This window comes from Micromonospora parathelypteridis (assembly GCF_014201145.1).
GTDB lineage: Bacteria > Actinomycetota > Actinomycetes > Mycobacteriales > Micromonosporaceae > Micromonospora > Micromonospora parathelypteridis.
Genome location: NZ_JACHDP010000001.1, coordinates 6,322,058 through 6,348,233 on the forward strand (window position 1 = coordinate 6,322,058; position 26,176 = coordinate 6,348,233).

At 71.9% G+C, this 26,176-nt stretch carries 30 protein-coding genes; 16 read left to right on the forward strand and 14 right to left on the reverse strand.

Going from position 1 to position 26,176, the window contains the following annotated elements:
- The first annotated feature begins 13 nt into the window (after positions 1-13).
- Together HNR20_RS28355 and HNR20_RS28360 are read left to right on the forward strand one after the other, a co-directional pair.
- Positions 14-610, forward strand: a complete 597-nt coding sequence (locus HNR20_RS28355; RefSeq protein ID WP_184186064.1) for an ArsR/SmtB family transcription factor — start codon at positions 14-16, stop codon at positions 608-610.
- Entirely contained in the window at positions 607-1,863 is a 1,257-nt protein-coding gene (locus HNR20_RS28360) for an MFS transporter (protein WP_184186067.1), read from the forward strand. The genes HNR20_RS28355 and HNR20_RS28360 overlap by 4 nt, the downstream gene beginning before the upstream one ends.
- An 8-nt stretch (positions 1,864-1,871) precedes the next feature.
- Here HNR20_RS28360 and HNR20_RS28365 read toward each other — a convergent pair whose 3' ends face one another.
- From HNR20_RS28365 to HNR20_RS28380, 4 genes are all read right to left on the reverse strand, one after another.
- The gene (locus HNR20_RS28365) at positions 1,872-2,564 is read right to left on the reverse strand and encodes an alpha/beta fold hydrolase (protein ID WP_184186070.1); all 693 of its coding nucleotides are present in this window, start codon (positions 2,562-2,564) and stop codon (positions 1,872-1,874) included.
- A 39-nt stretch (positions 2,565-2,603) separates the two neighbouring features.
- Entirely contained in the window at positions 2,604-2,984 is a 381-nt protein-coding gene (locus tag HNR20_RS28370; protein WP_184186073.1) for a VOC family protein, read from the reverse strand.
- 74 nt (positions 2,985-3,058) lie between these two features.
- Positions 3,059-4,096, reverse strand: a complete 1,038-nt coding sequence (locus HNR20_RS28375; protein ID WP_184186076.1) for an L-dopachrome tautomerase-related protein — start codon at positions 4,094-4,096, stop codon at positions 3,059-3,061.
- 125 nt (positions 4,097-4,221) lie between these two features.
- Positions 4,222-4,644: an MmcQ/YjbR family DNA-binding protein gene (locus HNR20_RS28380; protein ID WP_184186078.1), complete on the reverse strand. Its 423-nt coding sequence runs from the start codon at positions 4,642-4,644 to the stop codon at positions 4,222-4,224.
- A gap of 154 nt (positions 4,645-4,798) precedes the next feature.
- On the opposite strand from HNR20_RS28380, the gene HNR20_RS28385 reads away from it, so the two are divergent.
- Complete coding sequence (locus tag HNR20_RS28385; protein WP_184186081.1) at positions 4,799-6,601, forward strand: acyl-CoA dehydrogenase; 1,803 nt, start codon at positions 4,799-4,801, stop codon at positions 6,599-6,601.
- Positions 6,602-6,613: 12 nt separating this feature from the next.
- Here HNR20_RS28385 and HNR20_RS28390 read toward each other — a convergent pair whose 3' ends face one another.
- On the reverse strand, positions 6,614-6,790 hold the full coding sequence (locus HNR20_RS28390; RefSeq protein ID WP_184186083.1) for a hypothetical protein: 177 nt from the start codon (positions 6,788-6,790) through the stop codon (positions 6,614-6,616).
- Between the two features lie 96 nt (positions 6,791-6,886).
- A complete protein-coding gene (locus HNR20_RS28395) occupies positions 6,887-7,606 on the reverse strand; it encodes a polyamine aminopropyltransferase (RefSeq protein ID WP_184186087.1) in 720 nt (239 codons plus the stop codon).
- Between the two features lie 125 nt (positions 7,607-7,731).
- Here HNR20_RS28395 and eccB point away from each other — a divergent pair, with 125 nt between their 5' ends.
- The gene (gene eccB, locus HNR20_RS28400) at positions 7,732-9,108 is read left to right on the forward strand and encodes a type VII secretion protein EccB (RefSeq protein ID WP_184186090.1); all 1,377 of its coding nucleotides are present in this window, start codon (positions 7,732-7,734) and stop codon (positions 9,106-9,108) included.
- A gap of 22 nt (positions 9,109-9,130) precedes the next feature.
- On the opposite strand, the gene HNR20_RS28405 is transcribed toward eccB, so the two are convergent.
- From HNR20_RS28405 to HNR20_RS28420, 4 genes are read right to left on the reverse strand one after another with little or no spacing between them, the layout of a single operon-like run.
- Positions 9,131-9,736 (reverse strand): class I SAM-dependent methyltransferase, encoded by a 606-nt coding sequence (locus tag HNR20_RS28405; RefSeq protein WP_184186092.1) that lies wholly within the window; start codon positions 9,734-9,736, stop codon positions 9,131-9,133.
- A 54-nt stretch (positions 9,737-9,790) separates the two neighbouring features.
- Entirely contained in the window at positions 9,791-10,657 is an 867-nt protein-coding gene (locus HNR20_RS28410) for a carbohydrate ABC transporter permease (RefSeq protein WP_184186094.1), read from the reverse strand.
- The gene (locus HNR20_RS28415; protein WP_184186096.1) at positions 10,657-11,616 is read right to left on the reverse strand and encodes a carbohydrate ABC transporter permease; all 960 of its coding nucleotides are present in this window, start codon (positions 11,614-11,616) and stop codon (positions 10,657-10,659) included. Before HNR20_RS28415 ends, HNR20_RS28410 begins: the two co-directional genes overlap by 1 nt.
- The gene (locus HNR20_RS28420) at positions 11,613-13,007 is read right to left on the reverse strand and encodes an ABC transporter substrate-binding protein (RefSeq protein ID WP_184186098.1); all 1,395 of its coding nucleotides are present in this window, start codon (positions 13,005-13,007) and stop codon (positions 11,613-11,615) included. The genes HNR20_RS28415 and HNR20_RS28420 overlap by 4 nt, the downstream gene beginning before the upstream one ends.
- Before the next feature lie 116 nt (positions 13,008-13,123).
- Here HNR20_RS28420 and HNR20_RS28425 point away from each other — a divergent pair, with 116 nt between their 5' ends.
- From HNR20_RS28425 to HNR20_RS28450, 6 genes are all read left to right on the forward strand, one after another.
- Complete coding sequence (locus HNR20_RS28425; protein ID WP_184186100.1) at positions 13,124-14,161, forward strand: zinc-dependent alcohol dehydrogenase; 1,038 nt, start codon at positions 13,124-13,126, stop codon at positions 14,159-14,161.
- Positions 14,162-14,983, forward strand: coding sequence for a sugar phosphate isomerase/epimerase family protein (locus HNR20_RS28430; RefSeq protein WP_184186102.1), 822 nt, complete (start codon positions 14,162-14,164; stop codon positions 14,981-14,983).
- Positions 14,980-16,335 (forward strand): MGH1-like glycoside hydrolase domain-containing protein, encoded by a 1,356-nt coding sequence (locus HNR20_RS28435; protein WP_373291073.1) that lies wholly within the window; start codon positions 14,980-14,982, stop codon positions 16,333-16,335. The genes HNR20_RS28430 and HNR20_RS28435 overlap by 4 nt, the downstream gene beginning before the upstream one ends.
- A gap of 61 nt (positions 16,336-16,396) precedes the next feature.
- Entirely contained in the window at positions 16,397-16,795 is a 399-nt protein-coding gene (locus HNR20_RS28440; RefSeq protein WP_184186105.1) for an NUDIX hydrolase, read from the forward strand.
- Between the two features lie 91 nt (positions 16,796-16,886).
- Positions 16,887-17,432 carry a DUF2267 domain-containing protein gene (locus HNR20_RS28445; RefSeq protein ID WP_184186107.1) on the forward strand — a complete coding sequence of 182 codons (546 nt, stop codon included), beginning with the start codon at positions 16,887-16,889 and terminating at the stop codon, positions 17,430-17,432.
- 75 nt (positions 17,433-17,507) lie between these two features.
- Positions 17,508-18,710, forward strand: a complete 1,203-nt coding sequence (locus HNR20_RS28450; protein ID WP_229687265.1) for an FUSC family protein — start codon at positions 17,508-17,510, stop codon at positions 18,708-18,710.
- 30 nt (positions 18,711-18,740) lie between these two features.
- Here the strand turns inward: HNR20_RS28450 and HNR20_RS28455 are convergent, their stop codons facing one another.
- Both HNR20_RS28455 and HNR20_RS28460 read right to left on the reverse strand, forming a co-directional pair.
- Complete coding sequence (locus HNR20_RS28455) at positions 18,741-19,979, reverse strand: serpin family protein (protein WP_184186109.1); 1,239 nt, start codon at positions 19,977-19,979, stop codon at positions 18,741-18,743.
- 26 nt (positions 19,980-20,005) lie between these two features.
- Positions 20,006-20,521, reverse strand: coding sequence for an NUDIX hydrolase (locus tag HNR20_RS28460; protein WP_184186111.1), 516 nt, complete (start codon positions 20,519-20,521; stop codon positions 20,006-20,008).
- Between the two features lie 65 nt (positions 20,522-20,586).
- Here HNR20_RS28460 and HNR20_RS28465 point away from each other — a divergent pair, with 65 nt between their 5' ends.
- Positions 20,587-21,078 carry a type II toxin-antitoxin system PemK/MazF family toxin gene (locus HNR20_RS28465; RefSeq protein ID WP_030336385.1) on the forward strand — a complete coding sequence of 164 codons (492 nt, stop codon included), beginning with the start codon at positions 20,587-20,589 and terminating at the stop codon, positions 21,076-21,078.
- A 150-nt stretch (positions 21,079-21,228) separates the two neighbouring features.
- Here the strand turns inward: HNR20_RS28465 and HNR20_RS28470 are convergent, their stop codons facing one another.
- The gene (locus HNR20_RS28470) at positions 21,229-21,879 is read right to left on the reverse strand and encodes a flavodoxin family protein (RefSeq protein WP_184186113.1); all 651 of its coding nucleotides are present in this window, start codon (positions 21,877-21,879) and stop codon (positions 21,229-21,231) included.
- 168 nt (positions 21,880-22,047) lie between these two features.
- Between HNR20_RS28470 and HNR20_RS28475 the strand changes: the two genes are divergently transcribed.
- The 3 genes from HNR20_RS28475 (at position 22,048) to HNR20_RS28485 (ending at position 23,954) form a co-directional block, all read left to right on the forward strand.
- The gene (locus HNR20_RS28475; RefSeq protein ID WP_184186115.1) at positions 22,048-22,392 is read left to right on the forward strand and encodes an ArsR/SmtB family transcription factor; all 345 of its coding nucleotides are present in this window, start codon (positions 22,048-22,050) and stop codon (positions 22,390-22,392) included.
- Positions 22,376-22,849 carry an SRPBCC family protein gene (locus tag HNR20_RS28480; RefSeq protein WP_184186116.1) on the forward strand — a complete coding sequence of 158 codons (474 nt, stop codon included), beginning with the start codon at positions 22,376-22,378 and terminating at the stop codon, positions 22,847-22,849. The genes HNR20_RS28475 and HNR20_RS28480 overlap by 17 nt, the downstream gene beginning before the upstream one ends.
- Before the next feature lie 82 nt (positions 22,850-22,931).
- On the forward strand, positions 22,932-23,954 hold the full coding sequence (locus HNR20_RS28485; RefSeq protein ID WP_184186119.1) for a phosphotransferase enzyme family protein: 1,023 nt from the start codon (positions 22,932-22,934) through the stop codon (positions 23,952-23,954).
- A gap of 24 nt (positions 23,955-23,978) precedes the next feature.
- Here the strand turns inward: HNR20_RS28485 and HNR20_RS28490 are convergent, their stop codons facing one another.
- Positions 23,979-24,629: a GGDEF domain-containing protein gene (locus tag HNR20_RS28490; RefSeq protein WP_184186122.1), complete on the reverse strand. Its 651-nt coding sequence runs from the start codon at positions 24,627-24,629 to the stop codon at positions 23,979-23,981.
- A 265-nt stretch (positions 24,630-24,894) separates the two neighbouring features.
- Here HNR20_RS28490 and HNR20_RS28495 point away from each other — a divergent pair, with 265 nt between their 5' ends.
- Together HNR20_RS28495 and HNR20_RS28500 are read left to right on the forward strand one after the other, a co-directional pair.
- Positions 24,895-25,134 (forward strand): DUF397 domain-containing protein, encoded by a 240-nt coding sequence (locus HNR20_RS28495; RefSeq protein WP_074309213.1) that lies wholly within the window; start codon positions 24,895-24,897, stop codon positions 25,132-25,134.
- Between the two features lie 149 nt (positions 25,135-25,283).
- Positions 25,284-26,165, forward strand: a complete 882-nt coding sequence (locus tag HNR20_RS28500) for a Sco1979 family transcriptional regulator (protein WP_221311108.1) — start codon at positions 25,284-25,286, stop codon at positions 26,163-26,165.
- Positions 26,166-26,176 lie beyond the last annotated feature (11 nt).

Here is a 26,176-nt window from a genome sequence, read left to right on the forward strand (position 1 = left end):
CTACTTTCGAAACATGTCTCTCAAGAATCCGTACGGGGATTTCGAGATCACCGAACCGCAGGCGCTGCGGGCGCTGGCCCACCCGGTGCGGCTGGCCATCCTCGACCGCCTCCAGCAGCACGGCCCGGCCACCGCCACCGGGCTCTCGCCGCACGTCGACGCCACGCCCTCGGTGGTCAGCTGGCACCTGCGGCACCTCGCGACGTTCGGTCTGGTCGAAGACGCGCAGGGCACCACCAGCAAGCGCGAACGCTGGTGGCAGGCGGCCGCCCGGGGGTTCCGCTTCACGCTGCCCGACGACGCCGAGGGGCAGGCCGCAGGCCGTCAGCTACGCGGCGAGATGTTCGCCCGGACCGCCGAGGCGCCACAGCAGTGGCTCCTGCACGACGAGCCCCGGCTGGACGACGAGTGGCGCGGGCTGGCCGGGGTGGCCGACACCCGCTTCGTGGCCACCCCCGAGGAACTGCGGCAGCTGGAGACCGCGATCGAGGAGTTGCTCGTCCCCTACGTACGGCGCAAGGAGGACGACGCCGCACCGGCCGGCGCCCAACTCGTCCGGATGCTGCGCTACCTCCTGCCCGAGCCCGGCGACGACCCGGCCGCGTCGTGACCACCACCGACACCGCGCCCCCGCCGGCCCTGCACCGCGACCAGCGGTTCCGCACCTTCTGGCTCAGCGAGACGATCTCCCAGTTCGGTGACCGGATCAGCGAGCTGGCCCTACCGCTGATCGCCGTCACCCTGCTCGCCGCGACGCCCGTGCAGGTCAGCGTCCTCACCGCGTTGATCTGGCTGCCCAACCTGCTGGGCCTCTTCCTGGGTGCCTGGGTGGACCAGCGCACCCACAAGCGGCGACTCCTCATCATCGCCGACCTGGTCCGCGCCGCGGTGCTGCTCAGCCTGCCGGTGGCCTACCTGTTCGACGCGATCACCCTCACCCAGCTCTACCTGGTGGCACTGCTCACCGGCCTCGGGGCGGTGCTGTTCGCCATGGCGCGTCAGGCGTTCTTCGTCGCCCTCGTGCCGCGATCGGCGTACGTGGACGCGACCAGCAAGCTGAGCATGAGCCGGTCGCTGTCCTTCATCGCCGGCCCGGCCGTCGGCGGTGGGCTGGTCCAGGCGCTCAGCGCGCCGGTCGCGATCGTCGTCGACGCGGTGTCCTTCCTCGGCTCCGCGCTGATGCTCCGCCGCATCCCGGTGACCGAATCGCCTCCACCGCCGCGTCGGACGTCCACTCTCGGCCTCGTCCGCGAAGGGCTCGTGCTGGTGCTGCGGCACCCGGTGCTGCGTGCCGCCCTCGGCTGCACCAGCACGGTCAACTTCTTCACCTTCATCGCGAGCGCGCTGCTGGTGCTCTACGCCAGCCGCGAACTCGACCTGTCGGCCGGCGCGATCGGCGTCGCCTTCGCGTTCGGGGCGCTCGGCGGATTGGCGGGCGCGGCGCTCGCTCCACGGATCTCGCGCGCCATCGGGCTGGGCCGAACCGCGATGATCGGCGTGGTGCTCTTTCCCGCGCCGCTGGCGCTGACCGCTCTGGTGTCCGGATCCACGTGGACGAAGGTGGCCATGCTGGCGGCCATCGAGCTGGTCTCCAGCGTCGGGGTGATGCTGATGGACGTGAACCTGAACGCCCTCCTCACCGCCGTGACACCCGACGACGCGCGAGGACGCCGGGCAGGTGCCTACAGCGCCGTCAACTACGGCATCCGACCGCTCGGCGCGCTGGTCGGTGGCGCGTTGGGCACCACCATCGGGTTGCGGCCCACCCTCGTCATCGCCGGCCTGGGTGGCGTGCTCGCCGTGCTCTGGTTGCTCATGTCACCGGTGCGCCACATCAGGACCCTCGACGAACCGGTCGCCTGATCCGCCGGTCAGCTGGCCTCCGCCAACAGCAGCCGGGCCAGCTCGGTGGGCTGAGAGAACATCGGCCAGTGGCCGGTGGCCATCGTGACCAGTCGCCAGCGGTCGCTGGTCAGCAGCTTGGCCACGGTGTCGTTGGGCTCAGGCCCGTCGAGCAGGCACTTGACGTACGTCGCCGGAAGATCACCCAGTGGACGGGTCACCACGGCCGGCTCGGTCAGCGTGGCGCCCGGGTGCGGGGTGGCGCCCTCGACGAGCCGTGTCACCTGCTCGTCGGTGAGACCCTGACCGTCGAACTCGGCCGCACCGAGCGGCGGCCAGTAGCCGTCGTCGGCAAGCAGCGCCTCGAATGCCGCCCGGCCCTGCCACCAGCCGGACGCGAACGACTCGCCGTCGACCGGCACCTCCGAGTCGACGAAGACCACCCTGGTCAATCGTTCCCCGATCCGCTCGGCGGCCTGACCCACCGGAATGCCCGAGTAGCTGTGCCCCACCAGCACCACGTCACGCAGGTCGCAGCTCTCGATCTCGTCGACAATGTCCTGCACGTGGGTCTGCTGCCCAGCGGGCACGCCCCGCTTCTCGGCCAGCCCGGAGAGCGTCAGTGGGTGGGTGCCATGGCCGGCCGCCCGCAGGGGCGGCACCACCTCGTCCCATGCCCACGACCCCAGCCACGCCCCCGCCACCAGCACGAAATCAGCCATGGCCAGGACCCTAGCGCCGACCTGCGACAGACCGGTGGGTCACGACCAGGTGCGGGCCTCGGCGGCGAACACCTCCGGCGGACTCTCCACCGGTAGCACACAGAGCAGGTGACCACCGGGTGCCCGCAGGACCCGGCACTCGAGCCACTGCGACACCTCGGTGGCGCCCAGGGCCAGCAACCGCGCGGTCTCGGCTGGCACGTCGTCGGTCTCGATGTCCAGGTGGAAGCGTGGCGCGTCGTCGACCGCCTGAACCGCGGTGACCAGCCCCGGCAACGCCTCGTGCAGACCGACGAACTGCGGCTCCGCCGGAACGGGCCGGGTGCTGACGCCGAGCGCCGCCGACCAGAACTCCGCCGCCCGGGCGGCCTCCGCCTCGGGAGCGTCGATCAGCAGCGCGTACACCCGGCTTCTGTGCATGCACGGCAGGGTATCGAGGATGCGGGAGTGCCGCTCGCCGGCCGCGTCCACACCAGCGCTGACTGACCGGATGCTCAGCCGTGGTCTAGTGGAGGTGGCCCGGCCTCGACCGGCATCCGGTAGATCCGCACCGGATAGTCGACGGCCGGATGTCCACCGTTGAGCCCGGCGGTCAGGTGCAGCTGGGCCGCCGGCATCCAGAGCCGGGCATCGGCGTCGAGCCACATCGCGTCCACCCAGGCCAGCCGGGGGTCGGCGACGAGCGTTCGTACGCTGCGGTCGGGCGCGATGGCGAGCACGCGCCGTCGTTCCACGTCGCTGAGGTAGATGGTGCCGGTGGCGTCGATGGCCGTGCCGCCGGTGCTCGGAGTGTCGCACCACCGCTCGACCCGCCGGGACATCTCGTCAACGGAGACCGATGGATCGTCCAACCAACGGGTGGCGATCCGGGACATCCCGCCGGAGGCCGGTTGGTAGTAGAGCCAGCGACCGTCCGGCGACACCTCGAGTTGGTCGACGTGCAGGCGTACCTCGGCGCCGTCCGGGTCACGCAGCGCGCGACCGTCGGCGACCAACGGCCCGCCCACCGTGCTCGGATGCCCGTCCAGCACCCGTCGGGACCGACCCGAATCGAGGTCGAGCACGATGAGGCCGGGTGCCCCCGCGTCGCTGAGGTACGCCACGGGGCCGTTGAAACGGGCGTCGTCGACGTAGCTGTTCGGGTGCACCGCCTCGTCGAGGTGGTAGACCCGCTCCACGTGGCCGCCGTCCGGGTTGATCGCGATCAGCCTGGCACCCCCCGGCACCTGCCGGCCGCCGATCTGCGGCGTACCCGAGTCAATGATCCACAACCGGCCGTCCGGGCCGGCGCGCAACCCGTTGACGTGGACGAACGCCCGGTCCGGTGGCTGGTCAGGCTGATTCCACGCGGCATCGGGGTACGGGTCACGGCCGCCGTCCGGCAGCGCCTCGACCACCTGCACGCCGGGACCGTCCGCCGACGGATAGCTCAGGAACACCCGCCCGCGCAGGGAGGTCACGCCCGTGCACACCCGGTCCTCGCGAAGCACCTGTGTGACCCGGTGATCCTCCTCGGTGGGCAGCGACGACATCGACCCGCTCCTCACCCGCCCGGCGGCGTCCTCGGCTCCAGCCGGTGGTCGACGACTCCGGCGATCCGGCGCGGTATCCCCGGAGCGTGCCGGGCGAAACCGCCGGTCGCGCGCAACGTCAGCGCTCAGCGGTCCGGCGGTGCCGGGGGGCCGACCAGGGCGGCGAGCCGCTTCGGGGCCTGCACGCAGTAGCTCTCGGTGAGCAGCTCGCCCACCTCCTCCCAGTCGGTGTCCCCGTCCAGGACCATGCCCATCACGTTCAGCCCCCAATCCGGTTTGTAAAAGGGGTGCCCGCCAGCGAGGAGCCCGGCGATCTCGTCGAGTGGAGACCGGAAGGTCAGCAGGCAGGCGGGCTGGTCGAGTGCGGCGGCTCGCGCCTGGACTGCCTGACGGTCGGGGTCGACGGTGTAGACGTGGGCGACGGTCCGCTTGCGGATCCGCCAGCGGGTGCCCACCCAGGCGGGCTCCTCGTAGGTCTCCGGCAACCCGAGGCAGATCGGCCGCAGCCGGTCGAGGAGTTCGGGTGGAACATCTCCGGGTTCGGTCACGGGCAGCGACCATAGTCGGCCGGTGTGACAAGTTCCGCTCGGCGAACGCGGCCCGGGCCGGTGGTGCGCGCCGTGTCGATCCGCCAGGATGGGCCGTGGCGACCCCGGGCCGTCGTCCTGGCCCGACCCACCCCCGTGCCCGCTGAGGAGTGCCGTGCCGTCCACCCTGCTCTCCCGCCGCGACCTCGACTTCCTGCTGCACGACTGGCTGCAGGTGTGCCAACTCGTCGAGCGTCCCCGCTACGCCGAGCACTCCAGGGAGACCTTCGACGACGCCCTGGACCTCGCCGAACGGGTGGCAACCGAGCAGTTCGCCCCGCACAACCGCGCCGCCGACCTCGCCGAGCCCACCTTCGACGGGCAGCGGGTGCGGCTGATCCCGCAGGTCCGCGCGGCGCTGGACAGCTTCGCCGAGACGGGGCTGCTCACCGCCGGGCTGGACGCCTCGGTCGGTGGCCTGCAACTGCCACACGCCGTCGCGGCGGCGTGCTTCACCTGGTTCCAGGCAGCCAACGTGGCCACCTCGGCGTACCCGTTCCTCACCCTGGGCAACGCCAACCTGCTGCTGGCACACGGCAGCGCCGAGCAGGTCGACACCTACGTCCGGCCCATGCTGGAGGGCCGCTTCTTCGGCACCATGTGCCTGTCCGAGCCGCACGCCGGCAGCTCACTGGCCGACATCACCACCCGCGCCGAGCCCCAGGCGGACGGCACGTACCGGCTCTTCGGCACCAAAATGTGGATCTCCGGCGGCGACCACGAGCTGGCCGAGAACATCGTCCACCTCGTACTGGCACGGATCCCCGGCGCGCCGCTCGGGGTGAAGGGCATCTCGTTGTTCATCGTGCCCAAGGTGCTGGTCGGCGCGGACGGGTCGCTCGGTGATCGCAACGACGTGGTCTTGGCCGGGCTCAACCACAAGATGGGTTTCCGGGGCACCACCAACACCCTGCTCAGCTTCGGCGACGGCGGGCACACCCCGGACGGCCGCGCCGGTGCGGTCGGCCACCTCGTCGGCGCACCGCATCAGGGTCTGGCGCAGATGTTCCACATGATGAACGAAGCCCGGATCGGGGTCGGGGCCGGCGCCACCGCGCTGGGTTACACCGGCTACCTCAAGAGCCTGGCGTACGCCAGGGAGAGGCCGCAGGGCCGTCCAGTCGGTGCGAAGGACCCGGCGGCCGGGCAGGTGCCGATCATCGACCACCCCGACGTACGACGGATGCTGCTGGCACAGAAGAGCTACGTGGAGGGGGCGCTGGCACTGGTGCTCTACTGCGCGCGGCTGCTCGACGAACAGCGGACCGCCCCTGCCGACGCCGACCGCGAGCGCGCGCACCTGCTGCTGGACGTGCTCACGCCGATCACCAAGAGTTGGCCGTCGCAGTGGTGCCTCGCCGCCAACGACCTGGCGATCCAGGTGCTCGGAGGTGCCGGCTACACCCGTGATCACGACGTGGAGCAGCACTACCGGGACAACCGGCTCAACCCGATCCACGAGGGCACCCACGGCATCCAGGCACTGGATCTGCTGGGGCGCAAGATGACCATGCAGGGCGGTGCGGGTCTTGCCCTGCTGACCCGAACGATCGGGGACACGATCGAGCGGGCTCGGCAGGCCGGGGGAGACGAGGCTGGTCTGGCGGACCTCCTGGCCGGCGCTGTGGACCGCGTCACCGCGGTCACCGGTCGGCTCTGGGCCGACGGTGATCCGGTGCTCGCGCTGGCCAACGCCAGTGCCTACCTGGAAGCGGTCGGGCACGTGGTGATCGCGTGGATGTGGCTGGAGCAGGTGCTGGCGCTGCCGCCGGAGGGGACCGGCGACACGTTCCACGCCGGCAAGCGGCAGGCCGCGCGCTACTTCTTCACCGTCGAGTTGCCCCGGACCGGTCCGCAGTTCGACCTGCTGCACAGCCGGGACCGGACCACCCTCGACATGCGGACCGACTGGTTCTGAGCGGGGCCGGTCTCACCGTCGGCGGGCCTGGTGGTTCATGGCCTGCCGTCCCTTGATCACGCCCAGGATGATCACGATCACCAGTGCGATCAGGCCGATGATGATCAGCCAGCGGACCGCCTCGAGGATCAGCCCCAGCAGAATCAGCACGCCAGCGACCACGCCGACGACCCAGAGCAGTGCACGCATGTCGACCTCCCGTGACCGGCCGCGCCTGGTACGGCCGGCCCGGCTACACGTTCCCCGTCCGGCCGACACCATGCGCGGGCGGCATGCCGGAGTCGATCAGGGGCCGGTACGCGCCACGTAGACGGTGTTCGCCGACTCACCGCCGGTCAGCGGATTGGCGAACGGCACGACGTGCGCCCGTACGCTCGCGAACACCTCGGTGAGCGCCGCGGTGAACTCGGTGTCCGGCGGGTCGTCCGACCAGAGCGCGAAGACCCCCTCCGGGCGTAGCAGGGCGGCCAGCCGGCGCAGCCCGGCCGGCGGGTAGAACGCCGCGTGGCTGGGGTGCAGGACGTTGCGCGGGGAATGGTCGACGTCGAGCAGCACAGCGTCGAACCGCCGCCCGGGCGCCTCGACGTCGAAGCCGACGTCACCGGCCACCGCCGCGAAGAAGTCGGCCTGCACGAACCGGGTCCGCGGATCCTCGGCGAGCCCCGCCGCGAACGGCAGCAGCCCCTGCCGGTGCCAGTCGATCACGTCCTCGATCGCCTCCACCACCAGCAGCGAACGCACCCGGGGGTCGCCCAGTGCCGCGCACGCCGTGTATCCCAGCCCCAGACCGCCGACCACCACGTCCAGCGAGTCACCGGCCACCTCGGCGAGACCGAGCCGGGCCAGCTCGATCTCCGCGACCGGGAACAGGCTGGACATCAGGAACTCGTCGTCGAGCTTGACCTCGTACACCTCGACCTGGAGCGCCGGGTCCCGCCGCCGGCGCAGGCTGATCGCGCCGATCGGGGTCTCCCGCCAGGCCAGCTCTTCAAAACGCGCGCCCACGGGTGCCCTCTCGCCGCCGGATTCGTCCCCGGATGGTACCGGTTGCCCCGTGCCGGCAACGCAGGGCTACGGGACATCGACGCAACGCATATCCTGTGCGCGGCCGATCCATCGGAAGGGACACCATGCCGTCGCGGCAGGACCAGCTGCACTCCTACCAGTTCAGCGTCCAGCGGGCGGTTGCCGCCCTGGTCATGCGGGAGACCGACCCCGCACAGTCGCCGTTTCGGCGGTTGGCCGGCGCAGGTCTGGCCAGCGTCCTGGTCGCGGCGATCGGGCTCGGTGGCTCGGCGCTCTACGGCCTGTTCGCCGGTGGCGGCAAAGGGTGGCGCGACCAGGGTGCGGTGATCGTGGAGAAGGAGTCCGGCGCCCGGTTCGTCTATCGCGAGCAGAAGCTGCACCCGGTGCTCAACTACGCCTCGGCGCTGCTCATCGTGGGCGCGGACAGGTCGAAGACCGTGCTGGTGTCCCGACGCACGATCGACGGCGTGCCGCGCGGGCTGCCGCTGGGCATCGCCGACGCGCCTGATTCGCTGCCCGCCGCCGGGCGGCTGGCCACCGCTGCCTGGACCGTCTGCTCAACGGCTTCCGCCGGAGAGGCACCCCGCTCCGCGCTGCTGATCGGCACCGAGCCCGACGGCGGCCGGCTGCTGGGCGACGAGGCGTTGCTGCTGAGTCACCCCGACGGTGGGCTGCACCTGGTCTGGCACCAACGGCGCTACCTCGTCCGCGATCCCAGCAGGGTGTTGGCGGCGCTCGCCACCACGCGGGCGCAGGCGGTGCCGGTGGCGCCCGCCCTGCTCAACTCGCTGCCCACCGGCACCGACCTCGCCCCGCTCGACCTACCCCAGCTGGGTCAGTCCGCCACCCAGGTGCCGGGAGCCACGATCGGCACGGTCTACCTGGTGAGCAACTCCGGCGGCGGCCGACAGTACGCGGTTGCTCTCGACGCCGGGCTGGCGGGCATCACCGAGCTGCAGGCGGGGTTGTTGCTGGCCCGCACCGGGCAGGGTGAGCCGGTGCCGATGACCTTGGGCCAGTTCGCCGCGCTGCCCACGGTGCCCGACCTCGCTCCGACCGGCCCGAACGCCCCGCCGCCGACCCCGCCCCGGCTCGCGGCCGGCGGCGAGGGGGCGCTCTGCACCCGGGTCGCCGACGACGGTGGGGTTGGTGAGGTGCGCTGGGGCGTACCGCTGCGGGACCTGGCGGCCGCGCCGCGGACCGCGCCGACCGGCGGCGCGGTGCTGGCCGATCATGTGGTGGTGGAGCCGGGTCGCGGCGCGGTGGTCGAGGCCGCCGCGGCGCCCGGCGCGACCGGCGGCGCGGTCTCCGTGGTCACCGACCTGGGCCGACGGTACGTGCTGGCCGACCGGGAGGTCCTCGCGATGCTCGGCTACCGCGACGTGCGCCCGTTGCGACTGCCGGCCGGCCTGGTCAGCCTGGTGCCGGCCGGCGCGACCCTGGACCCGGCTGCCGCCCGGGCCGTTGCCGCCCCGGGCTGAGGGTGACGCCGCCCGAGGGGTGTCAGTCGGCCGGGCGGCGCAGGACGCTGACCGCGAACGGCGCGTCGTCGCGCCACGGGCGCAGGTCCCAGGTGGCGAAGCGCTGCTCCACCCGCAGCCCGGCGGCCACCGCGTCGGCGTCGAACGCCGTCAGCGGGTAGCCACGCTCGGTGCCGAAGCCCACGGTCAGCACGCCGTCGGGCCGCAGGTGCGCGGCGACCCGGCGCAGCACCTCCGGTTCGGTGCCGACGGCGACGAAGGCGAGGACGTTGCCGGCCAGCACCGCCGCGTCGAACGGCTCGGCCTCACCCATCGCCGGTAGGTCCAGCTCGGCGAGGTCGGCGACCAGCCACGTCGGGCCGGGGTAGTCGGCGCGGGCCGCGGCCACCAGCGCGGGATCGGCGTCCACCCCGACCACGGTGTGCCCACGCTGGGCCAGCGCGGCACCAACGCGGCCGGTGCCGCTGCCGGCGTCGAGAATCCGGGAGCCGGGCGCGACGAGAGCGTCCACCAGTCGGGCCTCGCCGGCCAGGTCCGCGCCCTCGGCCGCGAGCTTCCGAAACCGGTCGATATACCACTGTGAGTGCTCGGGGCCGGTGTCGGTCGCCCAGCGGGTCGGGTTGGCCATGTGGCCACCGTAACCGGGCTGCCGAGGGCGCGGCCGGAGACCTGGGGGAGACGCTCATCCCTTCTCCGCGCCGCTGGTCAGCCCCTCGGTGAGCAGCCGCTCGCTGGCGAAGAAGAGGATCACGATGGGCAGGGTGAGGACGACCGACCCGGCCATCAACACCGTCTTGGGCACCTCCACCCCGTCGGCGAGCAGGGACAGCCCCAACGACACCGTCCACCGGTTGGGTTTGTCGACCAGGAACAGCAGGGCGAAGAGGAACTCGTTCCAGGCGATCATGAAGTCGTAGAGCGCGACCGCCATGATCGACGGCATGGCGAGGGGCAGGCTGACCCGCCGGATGATGCCGAGTCGACCAGCGCCGTCGATGGCGGCGGACTCTTCCAGGCTGACCGGGATGGTCTCGAAGTAGTTCCTCAGCATGTAGACCGACACCGGCAGGGTCTGCGAGATGTAGACCAGCACCAGGCCGAACAACGAACCGCGCAGTTCGGCGAGGCTGAACACCACGAACAGCGGGATCGCGATGACGATCGACGGGAACAGATAGACCGCCAGGAAGAGGAAGTCGACCTGCCGCCGCCCGAAGAACCGCAGGCGGGCCACCGCGTACGCGCCGGGGATCGCCACCACCAGGGTGAGCACGGTCGCCGCGACCGCGACCACGCCACTGTTGCGGATGAAGGTGAGGAATCCCTGCCCGCCGTCGTCGGTGGCCTTGAGGACCTCGGCGTACGTGGCCACGGTCAGCTCACCGAAGCCGACCACCAGCGAGCCGGGGTCGAGCAGTAGCCGCTCGATGGGGCGTACCGAGAGCACCAGCATGTAGTAGAAGGGGAAGACGGTGACCACCAGGAACGCGGCGATCACCAAGCGGCGCAGCCAACGCAGGCTCACCGTCTCGACGAGGTCCCGCTCCATCAACCCACCCTCCGTCCGAAGAAGCGCAGGTAGATCAGCACGAACACGATGAGCACCACGGCCAGCACGACTGCCTGGGCGGAGGCCGCGCCGATGTCGGTACGGGCGGTGAGGAACTCGTAGACCCGCACGCTCACCACCTCGGTGCCGGCGGCTCCGCCGGTGAGCAGGTAGACGTCGTCGAACTTGTTGAACGTCATGATGAAGCGCAGCACGCCCAGCAGCGCGATCACCGGCAGCAGTTGCGGCAGCAGGATGTGCCGGAAGCGTTGGGTGGGGGTGGCGCCGTCGACCCGGGCGGCCTCCTCCAGCTCCGCGGGCACCGCCTGGAGCCGGGCCAGCAGAAACAGGAACGCGAACGGGAAGTACCGCCACGCCTCGAACACGATCACCGTGGTCAGGGCGGTCGACTCCTGGGACAGGAACGGCACCGGGGCGTCCCAGCCGAGCAGCCGTTGACCCCACGCGTTGACGATGCCGAGCTGGGGGTCGAGCATCACCTGCCAGACGAACGTCACCGCGACCACCGGCGCCACGTACGGCAGCAGCATGGAGGCCCGGACCAGGGTGCGGCCCCGGAACGGCCGGCGCACCACCAGGGCGGCCACCAGACCGAGCAGGATCGACCCGACGGTGCCACCGACGCTGTAGACCAGGGTGACCCACAGTGTGTCGGCGAAGCCGGGGGTGTGCAGCACCCGGTCGATGTTGTCCATCGTGAACTCGCCGAACAGGCCGGTCTTTCGCAGCGTGGCGAGCCGGACCCGCTGGAAGGCCAGCACCACGGTCCACACGATCGGAATGCCGATGACGGCGATGGTGACGAGCAGGGTCGGTGCGACCAGTGCGAGCCCGGCGCGGGACTCACGGCGGCGCAGGGTGAGTGGCCCGCGTCGGCGGGATCGCGCCGGCCGCTCCCGGGTGGGGGAGCGGCCGGTCTCGGGTGCGGTGGTGGTCAATTGACGCCCGCCTTGATGGCCTCGACGTCCTTCTTGGCCCGGTCGGCGGCGGCTGCGGCGTCGGACTTGCCGGAGTAGACGTCGTTCAACGCCTTGGGCACCGGTAGCTCACCGAGCATGGCGCCGACCAGCTTGCCCTGTCCCTGGGTGAGCCCCCAGCGTTGGAAGGTGTCCGGGCTGCGGCGCAGGTTCGCGAGCACCTCGTCGCCGTACACCTCGGCCAGGGGCTTCTTCACGTCCACCCCGGCCTGGCTGGTGTTCCAGGCGGTGAGGAACTTCTCCGGCTCGGCGACGGTGCCCTTGCGGACCGGGAAGCGGCCCTCCGGCGACATCCCGAACCAGCGGGGGTAGCCGTCGCCGAGCATGAACTCCACGAAGGACTTCGCCGGGTCGGCCGCCGCGCCGTCCAGTACGGCCCAGGAGCTGATCTCGCCGTACTGCGCGGGTTCGGTGCCGTTCGGGCCCTTGATCGCGGTGACGAACCCGCTGTTCTTCGCCAGGAACCCCGGGTCGGCCTGGCACTGTGGGCAGGTCGGTTTGGCGTCGTTACGCAGCCCGGCCAGCTCGTCGAGGATGAACGGCGACCAGATCACCATGGCCGCCTTGCCGGCGAAGTAGGTGGCCCGGGTGGTGTCCACGTCCTGTGCGCCCTTCACCGAGCTGGTGCGGATCAGGTCGCCGTAGAAGCGGAACGCCTCGACGCACTGGGGCGAATCCAGGGTCACCTTTCCGGAGTCGTCGGTGAGCTGGCAGCCGTTGGCCAGTGCCAGGTGCTCGAAGGTCTGCTGGGTGAAAACGTCGCTGGGGGCGGTCGCCGCGGTGATCCCGGCGACGCCGCCGGTGTTCAGTCTCGCGGCGGCGGCGGTGATCCGCTCGTACGTGTCGGGGGCGGCCAGTCCGGCGGCGGCGAACAGGTCCTTGCGGTAGACCAGCAGCTGCCCCCACCCGTCGCTGGGCACGGAGAGTTGTCTGCCGTCGTCGGCGGTGAGCTCCAGCGCTCGGGGGGAGAACGTCTGCTTGCCCAGCTTGTCGACGACCTCCGCGTTCGCCGAGGCGTGCAGCAGCTCGTTGCCGGCGAGCGTGCGGATGCCGGCCAGGGAGACCGACCCGACCACGTCGGGCAGGTCGCCGGCGGCGGCGTTGGCGGCGATCAGGGAGGGGAACTGGTCCTCGTTGACGGTGACGAGGTCGACCTGGATCCCGGTCTGGGCGGTGAAGTCGGCGATGATCGCCTTGGTGGCGGTGACCCGGTCGGCGACGTCCTCCAGGCTCCAGACGGTGATCTTTTTGCTGTTGCTGTCCGGTTCGTCGTCTCCGCAGGCGAGCAGGGTGGACGCTGCTAGTGCCAGGATCAGGGTGGTGGCGAGTATCCGCCTCGGAGGTGCTGACATCGGTGGCACTCCTCTCGAAGGGTACATGCCGGATTCAACACCTTCGATTGATCAATAACAAGACATATCGCGATTTTGTGTCTATCCTGGAGCCCAGTGCTACCGGGATGTGACACATGGGCAACTGGGTTGTCTCACTCGCCGGGCCTCGACGGATCAGCCTCGAGCCCTGCCCGCCGGATCCGCTCGGCCCCGGCCAGGTCCGGGTCCGCACCTGCTACTCGGGAATCTCCGCCGGCACCGAGCTGACCCTCTACCGGGGCAGCAATCCCCGGCTCAGCAAGGACTGGGACGACGTCGCCCGGATGTTCGTCCCGCGGCAGACCCCGGTGCCCTACCCGCTGATCGGCTTCGGCTACGAGGAGGTCGGCGAGATCGTCGAGGTGGCGCCGGAGGTCACCGACCGGCACCCGGGGCAGCTCGTCTGGGGCATCTGGGGGCACCGGGCCGAGGCGGTGCTGGCCGCCGACGCGGTCCGTCCACTCCCCACCGGGCTGGACCCGCTCGCCGCGGTGTTCGCCCGACCCGGCGCCATCGCCCTGACCGCCGTGCTCGCCGGTGACCTGCACCTCGGCGACTGGGTCGGTGTCTTCGGGCAGGGCGTCATCGGGCTGCTCGCCACCCGACTCGCCGTTCTCTCCGGGGCCCGGGTGGTGGCCGTCGACCGGATGCCCGACCGGTTGGCGCACGCCGCCCGCTACGGCGCCCGCGCCACCGTGGACGTCGGTGTCGAGTCCGCGGCCGCCGTGCTGCGCCGGGCCACCGGAGGCCGGGGCGCGGACGTCTGCCTGGAGCTGTCCGGCGCGTACCCGGCACTGCACGAGGCGATCCGATCCACCGCACATGCCGGCAGGGTCGTGGCCGCCGGTTTCTACCAAGGTCAGGCCGACGCGCTCGGCCTTGGCGAGGAGTTCCACCACAACCGCATCCAGATGGTGGCCGCCCAGGTCTCCGGGCCCACCCCCGCGCCGAGCATGGCCGGCCGGTGGACCGGAGACCGGGTGGCGCAGACCTTCATGGATCTGGTGGCTGAGCACAGCCTCGACCCGCTGCCGCTGGTCAGCCACATCGTCGACGCCAGCGCGGTCGCCGACGCCCTCGCGCTGCTCGACAGCGGCGCCGGTGACGTCCTCCAAGTGGTGTTGAGGTTCTGAATGACCACCATCGCGCTGGCCTGCCAGGAACAACTCCTGCCGGGCACCGACCTGATCCAGAAGTACGCCCTCGCGGCCGCCCTCGGCTACCAGGGCATCGAGCTGCGCGGCCGTGGCGACCTGGCGTTCGCCCGCCGCCTGCCCGAGCTGCGCCGCGCCCGGGCGGCCGGGGTGGTGATGCCCACCGTCTGCGTCGAGATGGACCATTTCATCGGCGACTTCGACCCCGCCCGGTCCGCCGACGCCGTCCGCAACCTGCGCTCGCAGCTCTCGGTGATCGCCGAGCTGGGCGGCGTCGGCGTGATGACCCCGGCAGCCTGGGGAATGTTCTCCCGGCGGCTACCGCCGTTCGAGCCACCGCGCCCGCCAGCCGGCGACCGGCAGGTCCTCCTCGACGCCCTCGGCGAGCTGGCCGAGCACGCCAGGGCCGAGGGGGTCACCCTCTTCCTCGAACCCCTCAACCGGTACGAGGACCACATGGTCAACCGTCTCGACGAGGCGGTCGCGCTCTGCGCCGCGCTCGGGCTGCCCTCGGTCCGGGTGGTCGCTGACACCTTCCACATGAACATCGAGGAGGACGACATGCACCGCGCGCTGCGCGCCGCCGCGCCGTACCTCGGGCACGTGCAGGTCAGCGACTCCAACCGGCTCCAACCCGGCGCCGGGCACCTGGACTGGCCCGCACTGGTGCGTACCCTGCTGGAGCTGGACTACCAGGGCTGGCTGGCCCTGGAGTGCCGGCTGCGCGGCGACCCGGTGCGCGCGCTGCAGCAGGCCGCCACGGTGCTGCGACACGCGCTGCCCCGCAAGGCCGCCGCGTGACCGCCGGTGGGGTGACCGCCGACGCCGACCCGGCCCGCACCGGTGGGCCGGGCGACGTCGCCGGGCTGCGCCGACTCGCGGTCGACACGCTCGACGCCAACTGGGAACACGACCACACCGTGCCGTCGCGCACGCTCTACCCGCACCAGTGGAGCTGGGACTCCGCGTTCATCGCGATCGGCCTGGCCCAGATCCGCCCCGAACGAGCCTGGCGGGAGCTGGCGAGCCTCTTCCGAGCGCAGTGGGCTGACGGACGGGTGCCGCACATCGTGTTCAACCCGGCGATGCGCGTCGGCGCGTACTTCCCGGGGCCGGAGATGTGGCGTTCGGCGGACGCCCAGGGCGCACCGACGGTGGCCACCTCCGGGCTGGTCCAGCCGCCGGTGCACGCGCTCGCCGCGTGGCTGGCGTACCGGCGGGCGCCCGGCCCGGCCGGCCTGGCCGCGCTGGGCGGGCTCTATCCCGCCCTGGTCGCCCAGCAGCGCTACCTGGCCGACCGGCGCGACGTCGCCGGCGACGGGTTGGTCTGCATCGTGCATCCGTGGGAGTCCGGGTTGGACAACAGCCCCGCCTGGGACGAGCCGATGGCCGCGGTCGAAGCCGAGGCGGCCGTCATGCGGGCGTACCGTCGGCATGACACCACCCACGCCGACGCCGCGCACCGCCCCACGGACCTGGACTACGCGCGCTACCTGGCGATCGTCACCGCCTACCGGGACCACGGCTACTCCGACCGCGACCTCGCCGGCGGTCACCCGTTCCTGGTGGAGTGCCCGCTGTTCAACGCGGCGTTCGGGGCTGCCGAACACGCCCTGGCCGAGATCGCCGCGCTCATCGGCGCCGACCCCGGGCCGCACCGGGTCCGCGCGGCCCGGGTCACCGAGGCACTCCTACGACGGCTGTTCGACCCGAGCACCGGCACGTTCCAGCCCCGCGACCTGCGCACCGACCGGCTGGTCGGCGCCCGTACCGTGCTGGGGCTGACGCCGTTGATCCTGCCCGACCTGCCGGCGCGGCACGCCGACGCGCTGGTCGTCGAGGCCCGGTCGGCCCGGTTCGGGGTGGCCCGGCGGATGGACCGGCCGTTGCCCACCCACGACCGCACCGCGCCCGATTTCGAGCCGCTGCGCTACTGGCGCGGGCCGAGTTGGCTGAACATCGGCTGGCTGGTCCGGCGCGGGCTGCTCGCGCACGGGCACCCGGAGCTGGCCGCCGGACTACGCCGCTCGATGGTCGGCCTGGTCGCCGGAGCGGGCTGCCACGAGTACTTCCACCCGGACACCGGCGCCGGGCTGGGCTCGCCGGCGTTCAGCTGGACCGCCGCGCTGCTGCTCGACCTGCTGGCGGAGTGAGTCCGCGTTCGGCGGGCGTCCGGTGGTAGCGTGCCCGGTCCCAGCGGCCAGAAGGAGCATCGTGCGCGAGATCGACAAGGTGGCCTGGATCCTCCTCGAGGACGGGCGGGTGCTGAGCACCCGATCCTCGGGCAAGGACGTCTGGTACCTGCCGGGGGGCAAGCGCGAGCCGGGCGAGACCGACCTGGAGACCCTGCACCGGGAGATCGACGAGGAGTTGAGCGTCGAGGTGGACGTACGCGGCGCGGAGCACCTGGGCACGTTCACCGCGCAGGCGCACGGGCACGCGTCCGACGTCACCGTCCGCATGACCTGCTACCGGGCCGGATATCGGGGGCAGTTGCGCCCGGCCAGCGAGATCGCCGAGATGGCCTGGCTCGGGTACGCCGACCGGCACCGCACCTCCCCGGTCGACCAGCTCATCTTCGACCACCTGCGGTCGGCGGACCTGCTGCGCTGACCGCCGCACCGGTGGCGGCCGTGGCGCTGGCGGTGGTCCTCCGCGCTGGCGGCGCAGTTTGTCGGAGCCGGTCGCGGGTAACCGCCCGGGCGTGACCGACAGCGCGGGCGGCGACGGGTTCCCGCACTTCATCGACGCGGTGTCCCGGCGGTCCGGCCTACCGACCGAGCAGGCCGCCGCCCTCGCCCGCGCCGTCCTGCAGACGATGGCCGAGCGCGTGACCGGCGGCCCGCCGGATGCGCTGGCCTGGCACCTTCCGAACAACGTGGGCGGTTACCTGACCGGCCCGACCCCGGATCCGGCCGGGGCCGTTGGCCCGGACCTCGGCGTGGGGCCGTATGTGGGCGGTGGCCCGGAACCCGGCGTGGGTGGGCTGGACACCGGCGTGGATCTGGAGGTCGGTGGCGCCGCGGCGCCTCCACCACCGGCGGATGCCGGTCCGGCGGACTTCCTTCGTCGGGTGGGACAGCGCGCCGGGGTGGACCCGGCCACCGCTCGGGCCGGTACCGGCGCCGTGTTCGCCACCCTGCGGGAGGCGATGACCGTCCGAGAGTTCCGGGAGATGGTGGCGCGACTGCCGCGCGACGACGACGGCGGTGGGCCTGCGCCCGTTCCGCCGGATCCGTACCTGTTCTGACTCGGCGGCCCACCGCGGATCCGGAGTGTCGGGATTGGCCGGACTCGCCGGTTACTGGCGTGGTACGAGTGCTCGGTGGATTCCGATGATGGTCACCGGCACAACGTCCGCCCACGGCGTGGCCGTGTCGCGGAACGGGTGAAGGCTGTCACCGGCCGGATCCGTGGTCGTGGTGGCCGGGCGGGGCGACTGCGGCTGAGTCAACTGGAAGCCGCCGCGGTGATCTCGGTGCAGGCGGGACTCGCCGCAGCCCTGGCCTGGTCGATCGGACACGACGTGCTGGGGAACCCCTCGCCGATCTTCGCACCCTCCGCCGCTGTCGGCACGATCGTCGCCGCGCTCGGCCAACGTGCCCACCGGACCATCGAACTGCTGCTCGGAGTTGGTCTCGGCATCGCCACCACCGACCTCCTGCTGGGCTTTCTGGGCACCGGCTTCTGGCAGACCGGATTCGTCGTCGGGTGTGCCGTCCTCGCCACGCTCGTGCTGTTCGGCCGAAGCGGAGCCGCCGTCGGCCAGGCTGGCGGTACGGCGGTGCTGCTCGCGACCCTCGCTCCAGCGCAGAACAACCTCGAATGGCCTCGGATCGTCGAGGCGATGGTCGGCGGTGCGGTGGGCCTGGTGGTGGTCGCGTTGCTGGTGCCGTTGAACCCGATGCGGATTCTCGATCGTGACGCGGCTCCCATCTACCAGCGCCTCTCCGGTCAGCTGCGGGAGGTGTCCGCAGCGCTCTCCACCGGCGATCAGCAGCGGGCGGTTCGCGCGCTGGACTCACTTCGCGACATGGGCCCGGCCCTGGACCGGATGCACCAGGCACTGAGCGGTGCCGAGGAGGTGGTCAGCCTCGCCCCCGCCCGCTGGCTGCGTCGGCAGGACGTGGAGCGGTTCGCCCGCGCGAGCCAGTACGTGGAACGCGTGATGGAACACAGCCGGGGAGTTGCCCGCCGATCGGCGATGGCGTTGCAGTACAACGAGCCGATCCCCCCTGACCTGCCCGCCAGCGTCGGACAGCTCGCCGACGCGGTCGACCTGCTGCGCCGTGAGCACCGCTCCGGTCGACCGACCGAGAGGACCAGTCAGGCCGTGCGCGGCGCCGCCCACAAGGCTGGCCGTGCTCGCGCCCAGGGCGTCGACGAATTCGGCGACGCGGTGGTGACCCAGCTGCGTACCGCCGCCAGCGACCTGCTCCGCGCGGCCGGCTACGACCCCACGTCGGCCAATGACGAGGTACGCAAGGCGGTGCAGGGCGGCGAGGACTCCGTCCACGGCGTCGGGTAGGCCCGAACGAGCTGGTGCGCGCCGCGCTGATCACCGGTCGGAAGCGTCGGCCTCGGGCAGGTCCTCGGGCTCGGTGACCCAGGCGGAGAAGACCGGCACCCCGTGCCACGGCCCGGTGGTGCCCTCGGCCCGGGTGTCGGTGGCGACGGCCACCACGGCGTACGGGTGGCCGAAGCGCAGCTCGGCGGTGCGTGCCACGCCCTCGGGCGGCAGGCTGACCACCCCGAACATTCCGGTGACCGCCGCCGCCTCGAAGCCGTAGCGGCCGTAGCGGGCCATCGCCGTCTGTCGCGCCTCGAAGCCCCGCACCGGCTGGGCCAGCGCCTTCGCCAGCGCGGCCGTGGCCGCCGGGAAACCGAGCGCCGCAGCGGCAAGGTCGTGCTCGCTCTGGGCCGACCAGCAGGGGAGTGTCGCGTTGTGTCGCTCCTCGCGGCCGTCGCGGGCCCGGGTCCGGACCCGCTCCTCGCTCAGTGTCCAGAGCGGAGTTTCGCCGAGCGGCAGGTCGAACAGTGAGCGGCTGCCGGTCGGTTGCGCGCCGTCGGCCGCGCCGGCGCTGAGGTCGTACGCGACGGCCAGCACCTCGGCCGGCGGCACCTGCGGTGCGGCCGCCACCGAGAGCACCACCAGGCCCGCGCCGTTGTCGGCCTGGGCCGGCGCGGCGTGCATGATCACGTCACCGACCCGCGTGTCGGACACGATGGCGCACCGGTGGCCATGGCTCGGGGTGCGTAGCGCCCGGCGCAGACCGCGCGCCCAGCCGCTGCCGGCGCCGAGTGCGCGAGCGTCGGTGAGGTCGAACGGGGTCGCCCAGGAGATCTGAGTGGCTAGCGCGCTGGCCAGGGCGAAGACCACGTCCGGGCTGACCTTCAGGGGGAAGGTGTCGATCAGGCCGTGGGTGTGCTCGCGCGCCCACGCGTCCAACCCGGCCTGATCGGGGAGCACGCCGACGTCGGTCGTCGTGGGCAGCGTGGCTCGCCACTCGGGCGACCCGGCGCTGCCCTGGCCCGGCCGGTGCCAGAGCGCCGTGGCGGACGCGACCAGCGGATGCGGCGCGTCCAGTAGCGCGCGGGCGACTTCGGCCGCGCGGGTCAGGTCGGTGCCCAGAGCGCGAGCCAGATCCTCGGCGGTTGGGTCGGAGTCGGCCGCGGTGGCGCAGACGGCGAGCAGCAGCCAGGCGCCGAGCGGGGAAGCGACGTGGTGCCGGTCGCCGATCGTGGCGTGCAGCCGTGCGGCGTACGCGGAGAGCGGCCCGTGCAGATCGGTCGTCATGCCCCCACTCTGCCCGCCAGCCCGGCTCACGACCACAGCTCGAAGGGCTCGTCGATCTCCTCGCCGGCGAGGAAGGGGGTGATCAGCCGGGGGAGTGGCCCCGGGTAGAACCGGTCCCGGCTGGCCGCCACCTCCGGCAGCGGCCACCAGCGGAAGGCGAAGTAGTCCTCCCGCTCGTAGTCGAGCCGGTCCGTCTCGTCCACGTCGGGGCCGGGGCCCTCCAGCCGTACGGCGACAACCACCTCGTCCTGGACGTGCCGCAACTGGCGGTGCACGAAGCTCGCCCGCCGACGCCAGGTCGGCGCGCCCACCTGGTCCGCGGTGACCACGATGCCGGTCTCCTCGCGTAGCTCTCGCACCGCCGTGTCGAGGTAGGTCTCCCCGGGGTCCATGCCGCCGCCAGGCAGCTCCCACCAGGTGCCCAGCCGGGGATGGTCCGGGTCGCGGGTGTGGAACAGCAACACGCGGTCGGTGCCGTCGGTGACCACCACCCGCACCGCGCGCCGATTCACGACCGGCAGGTCGTTGGGTAGGTCAATCATGGGGTCAGTCTGCCGCAGCAACGCCCCCGCCGACGGCTCGCGCGGCGGCGGGTAGGCTGCCCGCCGTGGCTGGTCTGTTGAGGAATGTCGCGGCTCGCATCTCCCGGGTAGGCGCGGTGATCCCGTCACCCCGACGGACCGGGCCGGCTCCCGCTCAGGTGGCACGCCGTCGTCAGGTGAGCGCCTTGCAGCGTCGGGAGCTGACCTACGCACCGGAGCGCGACGGTCAGGCAGACCCCGGTGAGATCGTCTGGACGTGGGTGCCGTACGAGGACGACCCCCGGCAGGGCAAGGATCGGCCGGTCCTGGTCGTCGGGCGGCACAGCCGGACGCTGTTCGGGCTGATGCTGTCCAGTCAGAGCGAGCGGGACGGGCAGCGGCACTGGTTCGCGCTCGGGCCGGGTGAGTGGGACCGGGACAACCGGCCGAGCTGGGTCCGGCTGGACCGGGTGCTCACCATGCGCGAGGACAGCATCCGTCGTGAGGGCGCCGTGCTGGACCGGCCCCGGTTCGACCGGGTCGGGCAGGCGCTGCGCGCCGGCTACGGCTGGCGCTGACCGCGCGCCGCTGCGGCTGCCCCTGTTCGAGGTCTCTCAGGCCGCCCTGTCGAAGGGTTCGCGTGTTGCCCCATTGCTGGGGCAGCTCTACAGCAAGGCAGGCAGGCAGGCGTCCTGGGTCAGGAACCGGCGCGGGCCTGATCGACGTGGTCAGGCCGGCTCGTGGCTCGCGCCGACCGCGGCACCCTTCGCGTCCGGCGGCGGGTACGGCCGGTCGGCGAGCAGCCGGGCCAGGTGTGCGGTGTTGAGCGCCAGGGCCTTCGTGGTGCGGCCGGTCGTCTCGGGCTTGGGGCCGGCGTCGCGGTAGTCCACCTTGTGCAGTGCCTCGCCGACCCAGTAGGTCGCCGCGGCGGCGGCGAGGGTGAACCCGACCTCGTTGAGTGCCTGCTGCACCTCGCCGATGGTGTGGTGCGCGCCGTCCTCGTTGCCGACGACGGCGACGCCGGCCACCTTGCCGTAGGTGAGGAGCCGACCGTCGGTGTCGGTCTCGGAGAGTTCGGCGTCGAGGCGTTCGAGGACCATCTTGCAGACGCTGGCCGGTTGACCGAGCCAGATCGGCGTGGCGATGATGAGCACCTGGGCCGCCAGCAGCTTGGCGCGGATCGCCGGCCAGCCGTCACCGTGGCCCTCATCCGTGGACACCCCGAAGCGCACGTCGTGGTCGACCACCCGGACCAGATCGCCGTCCACGCCCTGTGCGGCCAACTCGGCGAGCACCTCCCGACCGAGCTGCTCGGAGCTCGATGGCGCCGGCGACGGCTTGAGGGTGCAGTTGAGCACGAGGGCACGAATGCTCGCCACGTCGGTTCCTTCCGGCCGTCGTACGGGTGACCCGCGTGGACTTACCCGGGCAGCGTCCCCGAACACCTCGGAAGCGGACCGGCCGATACGGCTCAAACCGTTGACGGGACCGCGTTGACCTGTATATTCAACTCACAGGTTGATAAACCGATTAGTTGAAAGCGACAGATGACGACAGACCCCGCCGACGCCGTGTTCGCCGCGCTCGCCGATCCGACCCGCCGGGCCATCCTGGCCCGGCTGGCGACCGGCGAGGCGACGGTCAGCGAACTGGCGGCACCGTTCCCGATAAGTGTCCAGGCGATCTCCAAGCACCTCGCCGTGTTGGAGCGTGCCGGGCTGATCGTGCGGACCCGCGAGGCGCAGTGGCGTCGCTGCCGGCTGGATTCGGCACCGCTGCGGACGCTCGCCGAGTGGGTCGACCAGTACCGCCGGCTCTGGGACGACCGTTACGACACCTTGGACGACTACCTACGCGACCTGAAGGAGACCCACCATGAGCAAGCTCCCTGACCTGACGATCGACCTGCCGACCGACCGGGAGATCACCCTCACCCGGTCCTTCGACGCCCCACGCGAGTTGGTCTACGCCGCACACACCCAGGCTGAGCACCTCAGGCACTGGTGGGGGCGGGGCAACCCGCTGGACGTCGAGATCGACTTCCGGGAGGGCGGCCACTACCGCTACGTCGAGCACGCCGACGACGGCAACGACTACGCCTTTCGCGGTGAGTTCCGGGAGATCGTCGTGCCGGAGCGGATCGTGCAGACCTTCGAGTTCGAGGGCATGCCCGGCCACGTGGCGGTGGAGACGCTGGTCTTCACCGAGCGGGACGGGCGCACCACCGTCACCGGCACCACCCGCTTCGACACCACCGAGGAACGCGACGGCCTGGTCGACTCCGGCATGGCACAGGGCGCCGCCGAGTCGTACGCCGCGCTGGACCGGCACCTGGCCACGCTGACCTGACCGGCGCCTCGCGGCGCTGCGCTGACCGGCGCGGCCGGTTTCTCGGGTGCGTCGGCAGCCCGGCCGGTGGCAAGGTGTCCGCATGATCGAGGACGTGTCGCGGCGGGTGGTCAACCGGGTCCGCGTCGAGTTCGGGCTGAACCTGTCCACGATGGACCGAGTGACCCACGGTGCGGACGAGCACGCACGACTGTGGCTGGCCCAGGACACCGACGGTGCCCGGTACGCGGTCAAGCTGAGCGGTGGCGGCACCGCGGCCGGCCTGGTCGTGACGGCGTACCTGGCCGGACAGCGAGTGCCCGGCATTGCCGCGCCGCTGCGGACCCACGACGGACGGCTCTGCGTCGACCACGACGGCCACCGCCTCTCGGTGGTGCCGTGGGTCTCCGACCAGCGGGCGCTCGACGGCCCGATGACCGACGCGCACTGGCGCGCGTACGGCGAAGTGCTGGCCGCCGTGCACGCGGTGCCGGTGGCCGAGGAGTTGAGGCGGATGCTGCCGACGGGCGGGGCGGCGTACCCCTCGATCGTGGCCACGACCCGCGCGATGGCCGAGCGGCTGCGCGACCCGGCCCTGGTCGACCCCACCGGTCCGCTGGTCGCGGAGCTTGCCGCGGTGTGGTCCGCGGAGGCCGGCCGGGTGAGCACGCTGATCCGTGAGGTGGAGCGTCTCGCCGTCGACCAGCGCGACCGAACCGGACCGGTCGTCGTCTGCCACGGCGATCCGCACCTGGGCAACCTGCTGCTCGGCGCCGACGGGCAGGTGTGGCTGATCGACTGGGACGACGCGGTGCTCGCCCCGCCCGAGTGCGACCTGATGTTCGTCGTCGGCGGAGTGCTGGCCTTCGCGCCGATCACCGCCGGTCAGCAGCGCGCTGCCCTCGCCGGCTACGGCCCGGCGGACCTCGACCCGGCACGCCTGGCCTGGTTCCTCGCGGTCCGCGCGCTCGACGACCTCAGCGACTGGACCCGCCAGGCGTTGGACCCCGACGCCGAACCGGCCGACCGGGGTCGCGCGGCACGGATCGTGCGGGGGCTGGTGTCACCGGTCGGACTGGTCACCCTCGCCGACGCGGCGCTGCGCGACCTCGACCGGCGGCACTGACCGGCGACCACGTCGTGGCAGGGGTCAGCGCTCCACCAGGCGGACGCTGTCGATCAGTTGCCGGGGCGATCGTGCGCCGCCGAGGCTCTTCGCCTGGTACATGGCGGCGTCGGCACGGCTGAGCGCGTCGGTGAGCTGGGCCGGGCCGGTCACCGGGGCGAGCCCGACGGAGGCGGTGACCCGGACGCTGCACCCGTTGAGCCGAATCGGGGCGGCAACGGTCTCACTGAGGCGGCGAGTGGCGTGCTCGATCCAGCGCCGGTCGACGGTGGGGGTGGAGAGCAGCCCGGCGAACTCGTCGCCGCCGAGTCGGGCGACGAGATTGTCCCCGGCGAAGCCGGCGAGGCGATCGGCCACGCTGATCAGCACCTGGTCGCCGGCGGCGTGCCCGTACCGGTCGTTGATCTGCTTGAAGTCGTCCAGGTCGAGCACGACGGCGATCAACGGCTCGCCGGCCGCGTCGGTGAGCAGGGTGGCCGCCAGGCGGTAGAAGGCGCGTCGGTTGGGCAGACCGGTGAGGGGGTCGTGACTCGCGGCGTGCCGCTCGGCGGCCAGTTCGGCTTGGAGGTGCCCGATCTCGGCCTCGGCGCGCACCGCGCGTCTGCGCAGTTGCCAGGAGGAGAGCAGTGCGCCGGCGGCACAGATGCCGGAGGCGACACTCATCGGATCCGGCACGAACCCTCCCATCGCCTCGACCGCCTCCAGCCTCCGGTCAACGCGGCGCGCCGCGTCGGGCCACGTTTTGCCTGATGGTTGCCCCTGTCGGGGTAACTCAACGTGAACGGATGGCCACCGATCATGTGCGTTATCATGCTCGCCGTCCGATGCAGATGCAATAGCAGATGCACGTGCAGGAAAGTCCAATGTCGATACCGCACCCCCTCGCCGTCACCGCTCCTCCCACGGCCACCGGCGGGCTCGTGAGCAGAAAGACGCCCTCATGCAACAGCCACCCAATGGCGTACCGATCCATCAGTTGCCTCCGCTGAGCTGGCAGAAGAGCCGCCGAAGCAACCCCAGCGGCAACTGCGTCGAACTCGCCGAACTGCCCGGGGGAGCGGGCATCGCGGTCCGCAACTCACGACATCCGGAGGGGCCGGCACTGATCTACACAGTGGACGAGATCGCGGCCTTCGTGCTCGGTGCCCGCGACGGCGACTTCGACCATCTGATCAACTAGGCGTTCGGCGGCGGGGATCGTCCCGCCGACGAGACCGAATCGCCGGTCCGGAGGAGTTCACCTCACTGTCGGTCCATGGCATGCTTACACGTCGGCCGGGCCGGGTGCCCGGGCACCGTGGGTCGGTATCCGGAGGTCCGCACGTGACGATGGTCCCCGCCGAGGGTGGCCCGACAACGGGGCCGACCGTGCTGCGCATACTGCTTGGCGCCCAGTTGCGCCGCCTGCGGGAGTCCAGCGGGGTGACCCGGGAGGGCGCCGGCTGGGAGATCCGCTCCTCCGAATCCAAGATCAGTCGGATGGAGTTGGGTCGGGTCGGCTTCAAGGAGCGCGATGTCTCCGACCTGTTGACCCTCTACGGCGTCACCGAGGACCACGAGCGCGAGGCGCTGCTCAAGCTCGCGCGCGACGCCAACAGTCCCGGCTGGTGGCACCGTTACGGCGACGTGTTGCCGACCTGGTTCCAGTCGTACCTGGGGCTGGAAGCCGCGGCCGCGCTGATCCGCAGCTACGAGGTGCAGTTCGTGCCGGGCCTGTTGCAGACCCGGGAGTACGCCCGGGCGGTCGTGCTGCTCGGGCACGGCGCGGCCGGTCCGGCCGAGATCGACCGACGCGTCGCCCTGCGGATGCAGCGTCAGCAGTTGCTCCGCCGGGAAAGCCCTCCGCAGCTCTGGGCCGTGGTGGACGAGGCGGCGTTGCGCCGCCCGATCGGCGGTCCCACGGTCATGCGCGGCCAGCTCACCGCACTCATCGAGGCGACCAAGTCGCCCAACATCCGGCTCCAGGTCATCCCGTTCGCCGCCGGTGGCCACGCCGCCGCCGGTGGCGCCTTCACCATCCTGCGCTTCGGTGACCAGGAGTTGCCCGACATCGTCTACATCGAACAGCTCACCAGCGCCATCTACCTCGACAAGCGCGACGACCTGGACTACTACGCGGTGGCCATGGAGCGGCTCTGTGTCGAGGCCGAGCCGCCGGAGCGTACGCCGGAGATTCTCGGCCGACTGCTGGACGACCTCTATCCGGCGTGACCTGCGCCCGA